Consider the following 15,967-nt stretch of genomic DNA (forward strand, 5'->3'; position numbering starts at 1 on the left):
TACTCACCTTTTGCCAACTTACCATCTCTAGAGAGTTAAATTTTGTCTGAAAATTTCTTAAATATTTGAGATAAATCGTCAGTTCTTTTTCCTAAAAAAAAGAGATCTAAATGCGAGTTTATGACTCTATAAAATCAGACAAATATTCATGCTTATTTCACATTCAACTTTATCCAGCTCTAATATTTACGTTAAATGTCTAACTAAACACCTAACTCCAAACTAAAAACCATTTACATTCAACTAAGAGATAATTATAACAACTTGATATTTATAAATTAAATTATTCATTTTTTTAACGATTTAATTTTATTGATATTACGAATTTATATTAAAAATAAAGGAAAAATAAAAAAACTTTGCAAAAATTTAAACCAATAACAGCATCGACACCAATTCATGTAATATATTTATAAACCTAATTTTAAGCTAAACCCATTACATACATTTGAGCTACATAAATTTAATTCATCATTTTCGCCAATTATCCTACAATGTAAAAAATAGTAACAAAGAAATAATTTGTAATTTTTTAACATTGTCATTTACCTGCAAAATTTACATTATATTGCCAAGTTCTGGCACAATGCTTCTGCATCATTTAAAAGAAATTATAAAAAAAATGTAGAATTTTATGCCATAATTAGCAAACTTTGCAGACATCTTGCAAAGTAAATTTGCAACTTATAACTGGAGCAAGCTGAATGAGTGCGACCATTTTGGTCATTCATGGACCGAATTTAAACTTATTAGGGAAACGTGAACCAGAGGTTTATGGCTATCTGACTCTTGAAGATATCAACTTACAGCTCACAAACCAAGCACAACAAGCTTCTATTTCTTTAGACACTTTCCAAAGTAATTGGGAAGGTGCAATTGTGGATCGCATCCATCAAGCAAAACAAGACGGTACACAATTCATTATTATTAATCCAGCGGCACTTACTCATACATCAGTTGCGCTTAGAGATGCACTACTTGGGGTAGCAATACCTTTTCTTGAAGTTCATTTATCTAATGTACATGCACGTGAAGCATTTAGACATCACTCATATTTATCAGATAAAGCCGTTGGCGTAATTTGTGGTTTAGGTGCAAAAGGTTATGCCTCTGCCCTCGACTTTGCTATTGAAAAAATTCAATCTTCTACACAATCTTAAATTAGGAATACTGTCTCATGGATATCCGTAAAATCAAGAAACTCATCGATTTGATGATTGAGTCTGACTTACAGGCGATCGAAGTTAAAGAAGGCGATCAATCAATCGCATTAACTCGTCGTAATCCAGTTGTCGCAGCAGCTGTTCCAGCAATGCCAACAGCTTCTGTAGAAGCTGCACCTGCGAAAAAATCACCACGTGGCGCAGTTGAAACATCACCAATGGTTGGTGTGTTCTATACAGCACCAAGCCCAGGTGAACCAACTTTTGTTAAAGTAGGTCAAACTGTTTCTGCTGGTGAAACACTTGGTATTATTGAAGCAATGAAAATCATGAACCCAATTGAAGCAACTCAAAGTGGTGTGATTGAAGAAATTTTAGTTAAAAATGGCGAAGTGATTCAGTTCGGTCAACCATTATTCCGCTACCGCGCTTAAGACCTCGGGGATTCATAATGTTGCAAAAAGTTTTAATTGCAAACCGTGGTGAAATCGCTCTGCGTATCACACGAGCTTGCAAAACTTTAGGAATTAAAACCGTTGGTATTTATTCCGATGCCGATAAAGATCTTATGCATCTTCGTTTTTGTGATGAAGCAGTTTGTATTGGTCCAGGTGCAAGTAGTGAAAGCTATTTAAATATCCCTGCGATTATTACTGCAGCTGAAATTACAGGTGCTGATGCTATTCACCCTGGTTATGGTTTCTTATCTGAAAATGCTGAATTTGCAGAAATTGTAGAAAACTCAGGTTTTACATTCATTGGTCCACGTCCTGAACATATTCGCCTTATGGGGAATAAAGTTTCGGCAATTATGGCAATGCGTAAAGCAGGCGTTCCTACAGTTCCCGGTTCTGCACACGCAGTAACACCGCAAAACGCTTTAGCGGAAGCAAAAGAAATTGGCTTTCCACTGATTGTGAAAGCTGCTTCTGGCGGTGGTGGTCGTGGTATGCGTATTGTTGAAAGCGTAGATACTTTACTTGAATCTGTTCAGGCTGCTCAACGTGATGCAGAAATGTGGTTCAGTGATGATACTGTTTACATGGAACGCTTCTTACAAAAGCCACGCCATGTTGAAGTTCAGGTTCTAGCAGATGGTAATGGTCATGCGATTCATTTATATGACCGCGACTGTTCTTTACAGCGTCGTCATCAAAAAGTACTCGAAGAAGCTCCTGCTCCAAATTTACCTGAACAAGCACGTGCAGAGATTTTGGAAGCTTGTGTAAAAGCTTGCGAACTAATGCAATACCGTGGTGCAGGTACATTTGAATTCTTATTTGAAGATGGTGAATTCTTCTTCATTGAAATGAATACACGCGTTCAAGTTGAGCATCCTGTGACAGAAATGGTTACAGGTATCGACATTATTGAACAACAGCTTCGTATTGCAGGCGGTCTTGGCTTAAACATCAATCAAGAAGATGTTGAAGTTAAAGGTCACGCCATTGAATGTCGTATCAATGCAGAAGATCCTACAACATTCTTACCATCACCAGGTAAAATTGAACACTTCTATACACCAGGTGGTGCAGGTATTCGTTTAGACTCGCACATCTACGAAGGCTATAACATTCCTCCGTACTATGATTCGATGATTGCTAAACTTATCGCACATGGTAAAGATCGTGAAACATCTATTGCACGTATGAAACAAGCTCTAGATGAAATGATCCTAACAGGCATTAAAACCAACATTCCTTTACATAAAGATTTAATCTTAGAAGATAAAAAATTCTGTGAAAAGGCAATGGATATCCACTATTTAGAAAAGCACTTATTAAAACAATTAGAAGGTCATCAAGACTAATTCTAATTTAAAATAAATTGCTAAAAAACCGCTAAAATTAGCGGTTTTTTTATTTTTTAAAAAATTTTTTATGGCAAAACGCGTTGTAATGTTGCAAAACACTGTTCAGAGTTCTCACTATTACATAAGCTCACTGTACTTGGATTTTGCCATTTAACATAGTATTGCGTAACTTCACCAGTTTGATCTTTTTGAATACCAGAACAATCAATTTCATTATTATCATATTGAATTTGAAGTGTTAATGCAGATAGTACGGAACTTGGATCAGGCGTAGGTTCATAATCATATACTCCCGTAGACCATTCATTACCACTTTTAATTAACACATTACTATCACTTTTAAAATTATAATATTCTACGCACTGATTTTTTTTCGCAATTTGCATCCCCCAAAGTCCAACAATTTCAGGTCTGGTTTGAATACGAATAGTATTTTCTACCGCAGATTTATTCACTTGAGCATTTTGTTGTTTTTCAGGAGATTTTGTATTTTCAGCATAAATTGTAGAACCATATAAACTTACCAATACTAATAGCGCTATTTTTTTCATAAAGATACAGGGTTATTCCATTTCTATTAACGTTACCATATCTAAAAAAAAATGATATATTACAAATACAAATACCAACAAATATATTGATTTAAAAAAGTTTAATTTTGTATTTCTACAGGTAACAATATAATCGTTGGAGAATATAAGTAAATAAATCATAATAATGGAAACTTGATTAGTTTCACGTTTTTGAGGTATCCATTTGCAAGCTCAATTAATTCACTTAAGCAATCAACAAATCCAAAGACACTCCTATATCTTTGTTATTTTTGCTTTCGCAATTTTTACAGTCGCACTTATTGGTATTTTTACGCGACCACTTGCTCACTCTGCATTTTTTTGGCCTGCAAACCCTGTATTCTTAGGCTTACTTTTACGGTTTCCTCAGTTTAGAACATCTAGCGCCTTATTTGGTGCTTTTGCGGGCTACATGCTTGCAGACCTGATAACATCTAATGGGCTTGCTCTTACATTCATTCTAACAATAACCAATTTCGTTGCCGTATTAAGCACATTAAGCATATTACTTTTTATTCAATCGCAATTAAAATATTTTCGAGATGGTGCACTTATCATCTATCCTTACGTTTTTGCGATTATGAGTGGAACCATTTTAGCTGCTCTATTTGCAATAAATACGATTCCGTATGTACCTCATACATTTATGTCAACCAAGCAACCATGGGTAGATTTTACAAATTGGTGGACTGGAGAGTTTTTTAATGCACTAATTATTTTGCCTTTAGTACTTACTTTTCCAAAACTTGTTCAAATTAAACAGTTTTGAAAGATAGACGTACAACATCTTTTAATATATTTGATGCTATTCCTTTGGTTGCAGTTATACTTTCAATGATATTAACCCACACCTATTTTGGACCTGGCGCACTACTCTATCCATTAGCAACACTCATTTGGGCAGCATCTGTTTATAGTACTTTCACTATTGCGATTATTAATAGCTTTGTTTGTTTAACGCTCTATCACAGTGTTTCTTTTTTATACTTATATGATTCGACCAATTCATTTTTAACAGAAATTATCTCTATTCGTATTGGTTTAGCAATTCTTGGCTTAGCAACTCTTATTCTTTGCATTATCAGCCAAAATCGTAAACTACTATTTAAAGAAGTCTACTATTTAGCAAATCACGATACATTAACTGAAACAATGAACCGTCGTAGTTTTCTTAGACTAAGTACACGATTACTTGAAAGCAAAAAAAATAAACAAGCGTGTTTTCTTATGATAGATATCGACTATTTCAAAAACTTAAATGATAATTTTGGTCATCATGCAGGTGATATTGTACTTAAAAAATTTTCAGACTTAGTTAAAGAAAACTTAAGAGCTGAAGACCTATTTTGTAGGTATGGTGGTGAAGAATTTGTAGTTCTTTTAGCAAATGTAGATAAAGCAGAAACTCTGATGATTGCTGAGCGTATTCGCTTACAATTATCGGAAACTTATATTGATATACAACAAGCAAACCCCATTAAAATCACAGTAAGTATAGGTGTTTCTCATACCACCTTACCCACCAAAACCAGCTTGCAAGATCTCATTAACATTACAGATAAAGCACTTTATCAAGCAAAAGAGAATGGACGAAACTGCGTGATAGTGACTTAATATTTCCTAAGCCTTCACCACTTGGTTTGGTAATTTTGTGATAAAAAGTAATCCAAAAACTGTCGACAACCCTGCGATGATAAATATAGTAGAACCACCATACTGTCCCCAATAATGTCCAGCCAACAAGCTCCCCAAGGCGACACCAAGTCCCCACATCGTGCTATAAATTGCTTGCCCACGACCCTGTTGTCCCATAGTGAAATATTGAAAAATCACTCGCATAGCAATCATGTGAAATAAACCAAAACTAAAAGCATGGATTGTTTGAGCTAAAAATTGCATAACAAAGCTATTCGGAAATATCCCTACAACGCACCAACGCAATCCAGTAATAGCTAGACAAAAAGAGACTAAAACTCTCCATGAATAGCGTGTCAAAAATACATTTGCGTATGCAAACATAATAATTTCAGCAATAACCCCAACTGCCCATAAAAAACCAATAACTGACGTTTGAAATCCAGCATGTGCAAGATAATTACTATAGAAACTATAAAATGGTGCTTGAGAAAATAGCATTACAAATTCAATAATAAAAAATGAATACACCACCGGATTTTTCAGTATAGGCAGTAAAGGTTCTAATCTATTTTGTGATTTAGGTGCATTATTTGGCTCCTTAATTGTAAATGACCAAATAAAAGCAAGGAAAGAAATACATAGCAAAAGGATTGGCAACATAGAAATATCAATAATTTCTAGCAATGCTCCTATTCCAAAAACCCCTACAATAAAACCAATAGATCCCCACTTTCTTACTTTTCCGTATAATTTTTCGCGCTGATCCGCCAACCAAAATAATGTTACACCTTCAAACTGTGCCAAAATGGCATTTTGAAAAAAACTAAATATCAGCATAAGCAAAGCAACAGATTGGAAACTATTTGGAATAATGAAAATTAAAAACCAAATACAGGCTTCCATCCATGTTGCTACTCTAACCAATAACATGCGTTTTCCAGACTTATCAGCAATCCATCCCCAAATAAATGGTGCAAAAAAACGCGTAATAATCGCAAGTGACGACAACAAACCTATTTCACTAAATGCAAAACCTTGATCTTCTAAATACAAACTCCAAAATGGCATGAATGTGCCAACAATAGAATAATAAAAGAAGTAGAACCCACCTAAGCGGTGATGAATTGCAAAAGATTGCATTTAGTATTTATTCCTCATCCATCCAAAATATTAAAAACTTGAATGCTTTATATCTTGTATTCAATTTTAGCATTAACTAGATTTATATTAAGGAATAAAAAAACCTGAAAATTTCAGGTTTCAAATCAATTATCGACATAAACAAAAAAATAACTATTCCTTCTGAAAACCTTTAATAAGCCTCCAAACAGAGCGTGCTATTTCTATCCTATAATGTTTTGGTGGGTGTGGAACTCGTTTTAACATCCAATATTTGCAATAGTGTTCAGGAACACCATTAATAAAAGATGAATAAAGATCCATAGGAATTTCTATATTTGCATCATGTTGAAATTCTGGTAGTAATAACCAATCTAGTAGTTTCTTTCTATTATTAATTTTACGGCTGACCAAATCATCTTTAAATTCACCCACATATACATCAAACTTTTCAGATAACATTATTTTTGCAAATTGAGGATGCTCATCTACCCAATCAACATAAGAAAGTACTAATGCATAAATACACTCTTCAAATGTTTTAGCATCTAATAAATAGCGTTGGCGATAACCAAATAAATCGTCAATAGAAGCTAATACTACAGCGGCAATAATCGCCTCTTTAGTATTAAAGTGATAATAAATTCCACCTATACTTAGTTTAGTTTTTTCGCAAATCATTTCCATGGAGGTGCTTTCCACCCCATATTTATCAAAACATTGAACAGCATGTTTTAATATCAATCTTTTTGTCTGGTTTTGCTTTCCAGGATAAATACGACTTAGTATTTTTTGATTTTTCATTATAACCTTTACAAATATTAGAAGTTATTTAATAAAAACACTCACATTATATAAGTTTATGATTGTAAATAAAATTAAACCGATAATGGTTCGGTGAATTAACCACTTAATAAAAATACACTTGTAAACTTATAAGTGAAATCAATAACTTACAGAATCACAAAAAAATAAACAGTGTATTTTTTATGTAAATAAATTTTCATTGAAATTTAATCTAATTAATATTTGCCACCTTAAATTTTTAGGTGAATTTTTAACATGAATACCCAATTTTGTTTAAATACTAAATCAAGGGGTAACCTCGACAAGACAAAGTCATTATTAATAAATAACGCAGTTGCGTTGTCATTATCTATGCTTTTTTAGCTACTTCAGCATACGCCTTAACAGGCTCAAATGAACTAAAAAATCAAAATATTCTAAAATCTGATTTAAACACACAAAATATTAAATCACTTCATGGTCAAACTATTCTAACTAAGAAATATGCACTCAACATAGGTGAAACCTATCACATCGTTGCTCAGCGTTTTAATGTTGATGTTGATTTTCTTCAAGCATTGAATACACATTTAAATCTAAGTATCCCTCCAAAAGCTGGCGATATTATTTTCGTTCCTGCATCACCTTTAAAAAAGAATATTCCGTTAATACAAAATCAATCATCTTTAAATAATGGTGGCTATCAAAACCAACTTGTAAATATCGCCGCACAAATTGGTTCATTATTAGAATCGAATCCAAATAGTGATGCTGCTTCTGCAATGGCACGTAACCTTGCGTCCTCAACTGTAAATAGCAGCCTAGAAAAATGGTTTAGCCAATATGGTCGTTTACGTGCGCAAGTGAATGTTGATGATAAATTTTCTCTCAAAAATTCACAGTACGATTTATTACTTCCAATTTGGGAAAATAAAAAGAACTTAGTATTTACCCAAGCAAGTGTTCATCGTACCGATGACCGTAATCAGGCAAATTTAGGTTTTGGTATTCGTCGATTTAATGAAAATTATATGATTGGTGGAAACACATTCATTGACTATGACATGTCAAATGATCATTCACGTGCAGGTATTGGTGGTGAATACTGGAGTAATTTTCTAAAAATTTCTGCTAATGGTTATTTACGTCTAAGTAATTGGAAAGATTCTAAAAAAGTTGAAGATTACGAAGAACGTGCTGCCAATGGTTGGGATATTCGAACTGAAGGTTATTTACCAGCCTACCCTCAATTAGGCGGTAAATTGATGTATGAAAAATACTATGGCAATGAAGTTGCATTGTTTGGGAAAAATAATCGTCAAGAAAATCCACAAGCATTGACATTGGGTGTGTCATATACACCTATTCCATTCATCACCATGAATGTAGAACATAAGCAAGGTCAAGATAGTAATAAAGATACATCCATTGGCTTACAAATGAATTATCAATTTGGTGTGCCATGGGCAAAACAAATTGATCCTAAAGCTGTTTCAGCATTACGTAGCCTTGCAGGTAATCGTTACGATTTCGTTGAGCGTAACAATAATATTGTGCTCGAATATCGTAAAAAAGAACTTATTTTCCTTAATATAGCAAAACACGTTCGTGGTTTTTCAGGTGAACAAAAGTCTTTAGAAGTATCCGTTCAGACTAAATATGGTTTAGATCGTATTGAGTGGGATGCAAAAGAAATCATCGCTCAAGGTGGTGAGGTTGTTCAACAAGGCTCGGATTATGTTATCAAATTACCCGACTACAAATATGGACGTAGCGCACCAGCAAATACGTACTCAATTAGTGCAATTGCCTACGATACTCTTGGTAATGCATCTGGTCGTCAAACAGCACAAATTGAAGTTACAGAAGCTGCAGTAAGTGAAACCAACAGCGAATTTACCCCCCTTACTACAACTCTTGTCGCAAATGGTAAAAACTCACAGGTTTTAAAATTAACTGTTAAAGACTATAAAGGTCATCCAATTCACATTCCTATGTCTGAAATTGAGCTTAATGTTTCATCCAAAACACGTGGTGATATTTCAGCTGAAGTAAGTGAGTGGAAGAAAATTGCAGATGGTGAGTTTGAAGTTAAAGTTACAGCTGGAACACAAGTAGAAACATTGCAACTAACACCTACAATTCGAGGTGTTAGCTTAAAACCTGCAAAAATTGAAATGATTGCTGGTGATGTTGTTTACCATTCAATAATGGATACAAATCCAAAAGAAATCATTGCAAATGATGAAGATGAAGCAGAAATATCATTAACTCTAGAAGATGAGTTTAACAACACAATTAAAGGCAAAGTTGTAACCTTTACAGCTACGGGGTTAGAAAATACAACTATCAGTGATGTTGTTGAAGTTAATGGCATTTATAAGGCGAAGCTAAAAGGTACAAAAACAGGTACAGTAACAATTACAGCCGTTGTTGATGGTAGTGAAGTTAACAAAACGGATGTGACTTTAAAACCAGGACCTCTAGACTTAACAACGTCTTCTATTCAAGCTTTACCAAACAGTATTCCAGCCGACAATAAAACTAAAGCGCAGATTGCAGTAGAATTACTAGATAAATTCAAAAACCCTGTTGAAAAAGGCGATGTAGGTTTCAAAATTTCAGGCGTAGGTGGTGCAACTTTATTAAATAATGCCGATTATGAAGATGGTGTTTATCTCGCTGAAGTCTTTGGTGAGAATGCTGGCTCTCTTACCGTGACCCCGAGTTATAATAAAACTCAATTGAAACTGTCAACAAAGGTTGAGCTTGTACCAACTGTACATTCTATTGAAATAACGACTAATCTAGAAAAAACTCAAATCGGCGGTAGTGGTATTGTTATGACGATCACTCCTAAAGATAAAGATAATACTCCACTACGTTCTCAATTCGTTACTTTTAACATCACCTCACGAGATCGCCAAGGAAGCATTCGTACAGATTCTGGAATATTACAAGCAAATAACACTGCTATGACTAATGGTACACAATTCCAGAGCAATGACAGAGGGGTAATCTCATTAATTTTGCATGATCCTAATGGTATTGGTGTAGAGCATATAATTCAGGCAAAAACTGATAATGGTGTTACCGCTGAAAAAAGTATTTATTTTACCGTTCTTACAAGCCCTGATACGGAAAAAGCACAAATGTGGGGTCATATGAGTGCTGAAAAACTAAAAGGTCAGACAAGTGCAACTTTCTCTCGACCTAAACTTGCTACTGAAACATCTGGTTATCAAGATACTTATGTAGAAAATAATGAAACATGGGCTCTGTTCAATGGAAACTCTGAAGGAATGGACGCACATTGCGGAGGTTCAGATAATATCCCTAATAGAAACGATTACTTAAGTCTATTTAATGTACATGGTACAAGTATTCACACCAAATATGGATGGCCTAAAAACAAATTATATAGAAGTAGTTCTACTGGTTATGCTGGTAAGTATGCATTTTGGCTCACTACAGGTAATGCTGAAGATACAGGGAATCAGAACATCGGTACAAATTTAGATTACAAAGGATATATTTCATGTAAATAATTTTAAAAGCCAAGCCATAATGCTTGGCTTTTTCATATAAAAAAATTGATATACATTCTGTATATCAAACATTTTTCCAATGAATATTTTTCGCACAAACTAAAAATTCAGCGTATAGTATTCAAATCCCTAATTAATTTATGGAATTATTTTATGCTAAAAAAATTCTTTGTTTTATTTGCTAGTTGTTTAGCTTTGGTACTCGTTTTAGGCACTATCTTTATTAAAGCAATCAGTGACCATAATGTTGTAGAGTTTTGGATTCTACTTATGCTTCCTTGTTTTGGTGTGCCAATATTAACAGCCGTATTAATCAGTAATACTGAAGAAGTTACAGCCTAATGTTGGAAAAATAAAAAAGCTCGCCTACTGCGAGCTTTTTTACGAAAAATACAAAACTTAAACTTGAGAAATTACTTTTACAATAATGGTTTGAGTATCTTCTTGTTCTTCAGCTAAATACACACGTTTTTGTTCTTTCGATTTCACTTTAAATTGATGATTTTGAAATGAAATAACCGACGGGATTTGATCAAAATACAGGGCATCAGCATCAATTTCCTCTTGAAATAGTGGTGTCCCTAATTGGTAATCTAAACTTTTTAATACAACATATTTTACTGTGGTTTTCATAAGATGTACCTACTTTCACTGAACACTTTATTTTTATTTTTACCACTGTTTAGCCAATGAATAAACCTTTAATTTCAAAAACAGTTTAATCCTTAAACAAATAGAAAATTTATCAATTTATAAAAAATATCATTACATTTTTGTTCTACTAAAAAGCAATAAAGCCATGCCTTTTAATAATGTTTCATTAATAAAAAAGGCTCAATATATTGAGCCTTTTTTAGCATTTATCTAAAATTAAAAGCAGTAGCCTAAACTAACATTCCAACCATTTAATTTTAAACGCTTTTCTTCTGCCTGCTTAAAAGATGTACCTTCATATCCTACATTTATAGCGAAGTTTTGAGTAGGATTAACGATAACACCTGCCCCATACGCCAATTCTGTTTGAGAATTATTCTTAATTTCTGGGCTAGAAGTACCAATAATTTCTGTACTTTTAAGTTTAATATTAGAAATACCTGTAGTTGCATACACACTTACATAATCATTAAAACGATAAGCTGGCCCCATCATATAAGTAAAATATTTAATATCAGTTTTGTATATATCTGAACCATCTTGCTCAGATAAGTCACCTTTTAAATATGAAATAGAAGAAACTAAGCTTAAAGGTGAATTCCACTCATAACGATACTGAGCATTTACACCCTTTAAATCGATATCACTAATTTTACTTTGTGCATAACCTAATGAAAATGTATGGTCATCAGCAAATATAGATGAAGATGTAACAACCGTAGTAGTAACTAATAAAGCTAATTTTAATGTTTTATTTAACATATTCGTTCCCTTTATCTAAATTTTTTTTATTTAAATGTATCTAAAATACGAATAAAATATACACTAGAATTAAGGTTATACGTAGTAAACCATACTTTTCATGTGATGTATCAACCCTAAATTTTAGGATAAATAATATTTAAAGATTCAAATAATGGGCTAGACCAAATATCTGACATTGGAATTTTTACATCTAATGCCAAAGGCAATTTTTTAGGATTAAATTGCATCTCATTTAACCGCACTCCCCATGCAATTAAATCGACATCTAAAGAGATTTTATGAGATGGACGCACACGATTCGACTCAATTTCCATTTTTTTCAAAATAGATAAGATCTCATCTACACTATATTTACTCTTAACTAAGCACGCAGCATTCCAATAATCTGCACCAACACCATCACGACATGGTATTAAATAAATATCAGAAAACTGTACATTACCCAAAGATTGGATTTTGCTATACGCTTTTTCAAAATTGAGTTCAGGTTCGAAATTACTCGCTAATGCTAGCGCGAAAATCGTTTCGGTGTCGTTCAAGACGAATTCCTACAGAATTGGCTTGCGGGATAATTGCAGGCTTACGGATCGTAATGATGATTGATTCAATTGCTGAAAATTGTGTAAATAATGCATTAATTACCAATTTTGCAGCATGTTCAATCAATTTTGGTTGAGCTTCTTGAATCACTTTTGCTGAAATTTCACAAATTTCAGCATAGTTCATAGTGTCGTCAAGTTCATCTGAATTTGAAGCCTGTTCAAGATTTGTTTGCAAGGTCAAATCAAGCATGAGCGGTTGAATAATTTGACGTTCCCAATTGAAACATCCAATTACTGTATCCACCTTTAAGCCTTCAATGATAATTGCATCCATAACTCAACCTTATTCTAAAATTAAATCTTTATTAATGTTTTAATAAAAGATTTGGGTCTATAGTTTGCACCATCTGCAAACGTTGGTCTGCATAAATATCTGTGTATGGCGCCAGAATGCGCATAAAGCGATCGAAATACAGCATTTGTTTAAATAGCAAAGCAAAATCTCGAGGGAAGCGAATACCATGGCGCTCACCTACAGCAACCATATCCATCATAATATCATTCAAATCGGCAGGATTTGATGACAAAATTTCCTGCGGATCTGCAAGTAATACGCCGCTAAATAAACGCTCTAAATCATCGGCTAAAACTTTGGTATCAATTTTACGATCTGTCATTCCCATTTTAAGCATGTTTTCAGCCATTAATGGAAAATCGGTTTTTTGTAGTGCATCCATAAATGCAATACAGGCTGTCCACACTTCAGCTTTAAGTTGTCCAACAATACCAAAATCGATAAAACCAACTCGACCATCTTCAAGCAACATCAAGTTCCCTGCATGTAAATCTGCATGAAAACTATTACACATCATTAAACTACCAAACCATGTGTTCATGGCTGTAATAAGTACTTGAGATGGATCTTTTGAAACCTTTTTTACAACATTAAAATCTGTTAATGGCACACCAAATAAACGCTGCATAGTCAACACACGGCGTGTTGAATATTGGTGATACACTTTTGGCGCTATAGCGGCTTTGTTTTGTGTAAGCTCTAAATATTGAACAAAATCATCAATATTTTTTGCTTCCTCAATAAAATCGACTTCACGTACCATACGGTTTTTAATTTCTTCAACAATATCTGCTAAAGATGCAAATTTCACTTTTGGTACAACTTTTTCAAGTAGCTTTGCAGACCAATGTAGTACGTTTAAGTCAGTGTATAAAATGGTTTCAACACCAGGTTTTTGCACCTTAATAACAACGTCTTCACCACTTACCAATTTGGCTGCGTGAACTTGCGCAATAGATGCAGATGCTAATGGTGTTTCATCGATAGATGCAAAAATTTCACCTAAATCACGTCCAGCAAACTCAGAGGCTAAAACACTTTCAATATAGCTAAATGGGAGTTTTGGCGTTTGATCTAAACAACCCTGAAACTCTTCTACATATTCACGTGGAAAAAGTGATGGCGTACTTGCAATAAACTGACCTAATTTAATATAGGTTGAACCTAACGATTCAAAAGTTTCTCGCATAAGCTTTGCATTACTTGGTTTTTCAGTTGCGTATTTAATACCTGCTTTTGCAGCAACAACTGCAGTTTCGCCCATACGGGCAACTGACTTAAGTCCATCTAACCAAATTTTCTTTTTCATAATGTCTTAGGAAAAAATAATTGCACCGAGTTTAGCAAAATTTTGAACCTTTGCAGGATTATATTGCCTGACATGTTGAACAATTCGTATCTATTTCGAAATTAACAATACGTTGTTTCATACTTAGACCATCCCAAAGCAATATTTTTCCTTTTAATGGGGTTAAGCCTAAGCCTAAATACAGCAAAGTATGATGTGCTTGCAAAGTCGCCATTACATTTGGAGTTGTTGCTAATACCCCCGAGTCGGCACAACGTAAATGTTCATTGGCATGATCTTCTTTAGGGAATAAACATTCATAACAAGCAGATCCACCTTCTACCATAAACATTTGACCTTGAAAGCCAATAGCTGATGCACTAATCAAAGGTACTAAAAATTGATGACAAACCTCATTAACTAAATAACGGGTACTAAAATTATCACAACCATCTAGTACCAAGTCTTGTGATGCAATTAAAGACTGACTATTAAATTCATTTAACTTTTCTACTTTTGCAGTCACATCAATAAACGGATTAATTGCCTGTAAACGCTTTGCTAATATTTCAGCTTTATAAAAGCCAACATCTTGTTCTGTATACGCAATTTGGCGTTGTAAATTGCTGACTTCAATCGTATCTGAATCAATTAATGTAATTTTCCCAACACCAGCTCGTGCAAGCAATTCTGCTGTTGTACAACCAATACCCCCACACCCGACAATTAAAACATTCGCAAGTTTTAATCTTTCTTGCGCATCAATATCCCATCCATCAAGTAAAATTTGACGTGAATATAAATGCATTTCTGCATCTGAAAGTTCTAAGTTTGAATCGAATGCGTCTACCAAAATAATTACTCAACCAAGTTTACTAAGCATGATACAAATAAAGCCTTTAAAGTTTGTTCTATTTTTACAAATATTTCATTCCTTTCGCTTTCTATTTTTTAAGTCCACTCAAATTAGTATTTATGCATAAATCATCTTTCTATGAAATTTACCTAAAAACTATTTCTGCTGTTTTAGTATTGATTAGTCTAAATGATTTTATAAACGTCGAAATGTATCTTGATTATTAGGCTACATATTAAAATTTGGATAAATTCGCCACAATTGTAATTACAATCTCAACACCTATCACTCCAATGTCATTACAAATTAGCAGATTCCCTGCTTTTATATCTATTAATGACTGTACGTTCATCTGCTCAGTCTTGTGTCACCCAATCAAATAGATTATTTTTTAATCAATTTAAAGCATTTGCTTAATCCGATTTTATAAATCACCTTACCCTAGAGGTACTCCCATGTCTAAGATGATTGATCTATTTGAACAAAACCTTGTTCAAAATTTTAGTAACTTTTTCTTTTCAAAAGCAGATTATATTGAAAGTGAGCTACATCAGAACATTCAAAATACCGCTGAAAATGATCTTAAATCTTTAATTGCTAATTTCTTTGCTGAACCTCAAGCTCAAGAAACAGCTACAGCATTAGATTTACAGCAAAATGAAATTCAAGCCTTACTTGCAGGTGAAGCATTAACAGAAATGCATTTAGCAAGCACAGCTAAAATTGTGGCATATTACCTAGCAAAAGAAACGGATACTTTTTCTAAGTTAGACCTTTTTGATAGTTTAAAAGACTACCCAATGTAATAAATAAGTTGGGGAAATAAAAAAAGCGACTTTTATAGTCGCTTTTTTTATAAATAAATATC

The 15,967-nt window shown here is 33.6% G+C and carries 17 protein-coding genes; 8 read left to right on the forward strand and 9 right to left on the reverse strand.

What is annotated here, in order from left to right; all coding sequences use genetic code 11:
* Window positions 1-704 precede the first annotated feature (704 nt).
* Genes aroQ through accC form a run of 3 tightly spaced genes read left to right on the forward strand, consistent with a single transcriptional unit; the run spans window position 705 to window position 2,973 of the window.
* A complete protein-coding gene (aroQ, locus tag AC5YC8_RS07040) occupies window positions 705-1,160 on the forward strand; it encodes a type II 3-dehydroquinate dehydratase (RefSeq protein ID WP_496117819.1) in 456 nt (151 codons plus the stop codon).
* 17 nt (window positions 1,161-1,177) lie between these two features.
* Window positions 1,178-1,597: an acetyl-CoA carboxylase biotin carboxyl carrier protein gene (gene accB, locus AC5YC8_RS07045; RefSeq protein ID WP_496117817.1), complete on the forward strand. Its 420-nt coding sequence runs from the start codon at window positions 1,178-1,180 to the stop codon at window positions 1,595-1,597.
* A gap of 17 nt (window positions 1,598-1,614) precedes the next feature.
* Window positions 1,615-2,973: an acetyl-CoA carboxylase biotin carboxylase subunit gene (gene accC / locus AC5YC8_RS07050; protein ID WP_496117815.1), complete on the forward strand. Its 1,359-nt coding sequence runs from the start codon at window positions 1,615-1,617 to the stop codon at window positions 2,971-2,973.
* 68 nt (window positions 2,974-3,041) lie between these two features.
* Here the strand turns inward: accC and AC5YC8_RS07055 are convergent, their stop codons facing one another.
* Window positions 3,042-3,527 (reverse strand): hypothetical protein, encoded by a 486-nt coding sequence (locus AC5YC8_RS07055; RefSeq protein ID WP_496164037.1) that lies wholly within the window; start codon window positions 3,525-3,527, stop codon window positions 3,042-3,044.
* 205 nt (window positions 3,528-3,732) lie between these two features.
* On the opposite strand from AC5YC8_RS07055, the gene AC5YC8_RS07060 reads away from it, so the two are divergent.
* Window positions 3,733-4,317, forward strand: a complete 585-nt coding sequence (locus tag AC5YC8_RS07060; RefSeq protein WP_496164038.1) for a hypothetical protein — start codon at window positions 3,733-3,735, stop codon at window positions 4,315-4,317.
* Window positions 4,314-5,162, forward strand: coding sequence for a GGDEF domain-containing protein (locus tag AC5YC8_RS07065; RefSeq protein ID WP_496164039.1), 849 nt, complete (start codon window positions 4,314-4,316; stop codon window positions 5,160-5,162). Before AC5YC8_RS07060 ends, AC5YC8_RS07065 begins: the two co-directional genes overlap by 4 nt.
* A gap of 6 nt (window positions 5,163-5,168) precedes the next feature.
* Here the strand turns inward: AC5YC8_RS07065 and AC5YC8_RS07070 are convergent, their stop codons facing one another.
* Together AC5YC8_RS07070 and AC5YC8_RS07075 are read right to left on the reverse strand one after the other, a co-directional pair.
* Complete coding sequence (locus AC5YC8_RS07070; protein ID WP_496164040.1) at window positions 5,169-6,326, reverse strand: MFS transporter; 1,158 nt, start codon at window positions 6,324-6,326, stop codon at window positions 5,169-5,171.
* 153 nt (window positions 6,327-6,479) lie between these two features.
* Entirely contained in the window at window positions 6,480-7,109 is a 630-nt protein-coding gene (locus AC5YC8_RS07075) for a TetR/AcrR family transcriptional regulator (protein WP_496164041.1), read from the reverse strand.
* A gap of 560 nt (window positions 7,110-7,669) precedes the next feature.
* On the opposite strand from AC5YC8_RS07075, the gene AC5YC8_RS07080 reads away from it, so the two are divergent.
* Window positions 7,670-10,639, forward strand: a complete 2,970-nt coding sequence (locus AC5YC8_RS07080; protein WP_496164042.1) for an inverse autotransporter beta domain-containing protein — start codon at window positions 7,670-7,672, stop codon at window positions 10,637-10,639.
* Between the two features lie 153 nt (window positions 10,640-10,792).
* Complete coding sequence (locus AC5YC8_RS07085; protein WP_496117804.1) at window positions 10,793-10,981, forward strand: hypothetical protein; 189 nt, start codon at window positions 10,793-10,795, stop codon at window positions 10,979-10,981.
* 57 nt (window positions 10,982-11,038) lie between these two features.
* Here the strand turns inward: AC5YC8_RS07085 and AC5YC8_RS07090 are convergent, their stop codons facing one another.
* The 6 genes from AC5YC8_RS07090 to AC5YC8_RS07115 all read right to left on the reverse strand — a co-directional run bounded on the left by AC5YC8_RS07090 (window position 11,039) and on the right by AC5YC8_RS07115 (window position 15,051).
* On the reverse strand, window positions 11,039-11,272 hold the full coding sequence (locus AC5YC8_RS07090; protein ID WP_496117802.1) for a hypothetical protein: 234 nt from the start codon (window positions 11,270-11,272) through the stop codon (window positions 11,039-11,041).
* Between the two features lie 237 nt (window positions 11,273-11,509).
* Complete coding sequence (locus AC5YC8_RS07095) at window positions 11,510-12,055, reverse strand: Ail/Lom family outer membrane beta-barrel protein (protein WP_496164043.1); 546 nt, start codon at window positions 12,053-12,055, stop codon at window positions 11,510-11,512.
* A gap of 116 nt (window positions 12,056-12,171) precedes the next feature.
* Window positions 12,172-12,597 carry a 2-amino-4-hydroxy-6-hydroxymethyldihydropteridine diphosphokinase gene (locus tag AC5YC8_RS07100; RefSeq protein ID WP_496164044.1) on the reverse strand — a complete coding sequence of 142 codons (426 nt, stop codon included), beginning with the start codon at window positions 12,595-12,597 and terminating at the stop codon, window positions 12,172-12,174.
* On the reverse strand, window positions 12,554-12,934 hold the full coding sequence (gene folB, locus AC5YC8_RS07105; protein ID WP_496164045.1) for a dihydroneopterin aldolase: 381 nt from the start codon (window positions 12,932-12,934) through the stop codon (window positions 12,554-12,556). Before folB ends, AC5YC8_RS07100 begins: the two co-directional genes overlap by 44 nt.
* A gap of 31 nt (window positions 12,935-12,965) precedes the next feature.
* A complete protein-coding gene (locus AC5YC8_RS07110; protein WP_496164046.1) occupies window positions 12,966-14,264 on the reverse strand; it encodes an ABC1 kinase family protein in 1,299 nt (432 codons plus the stop codon).
* 58 nt (window positions 14,265-14,322) lie between these two features.
* On the reverse strand, window positions 14,323-15,051 hold the full coding sequence (locus AC5YC8_RS07115; protein ID WP_496164149.1) for a HesA/MoeB/ThiF family protein: 729 nt from the start codon (window positions 15,049-15,051) through the stop codon (window positions 14,323-14,325).
* Between the two features lie 503 nt (window positions 15,052-15,554).
* On the opposite strand from AC5YC8_RS07115, the gene AC5YC8_RS07120 reads away from it, so the two are divergent.
* The gene (locus AC5YC8_RS07120) at window positions 15,555-15,905 is read left to right on the forward strand and encodes a hypothetical protein (protein ID WP_496117792.1); all 351 of its coding nucleotides are present in this window, start codon (window positions 15,555-15,557) and stop codon (window positions 15,903-15,905) included.
* The last annotated feature ends 62 nt before the right edge of the window (window positions 15,906-15,967 follow it).

Source organism: Acinetobacter sp. FY731 (genome assembly GCF_059515905.1).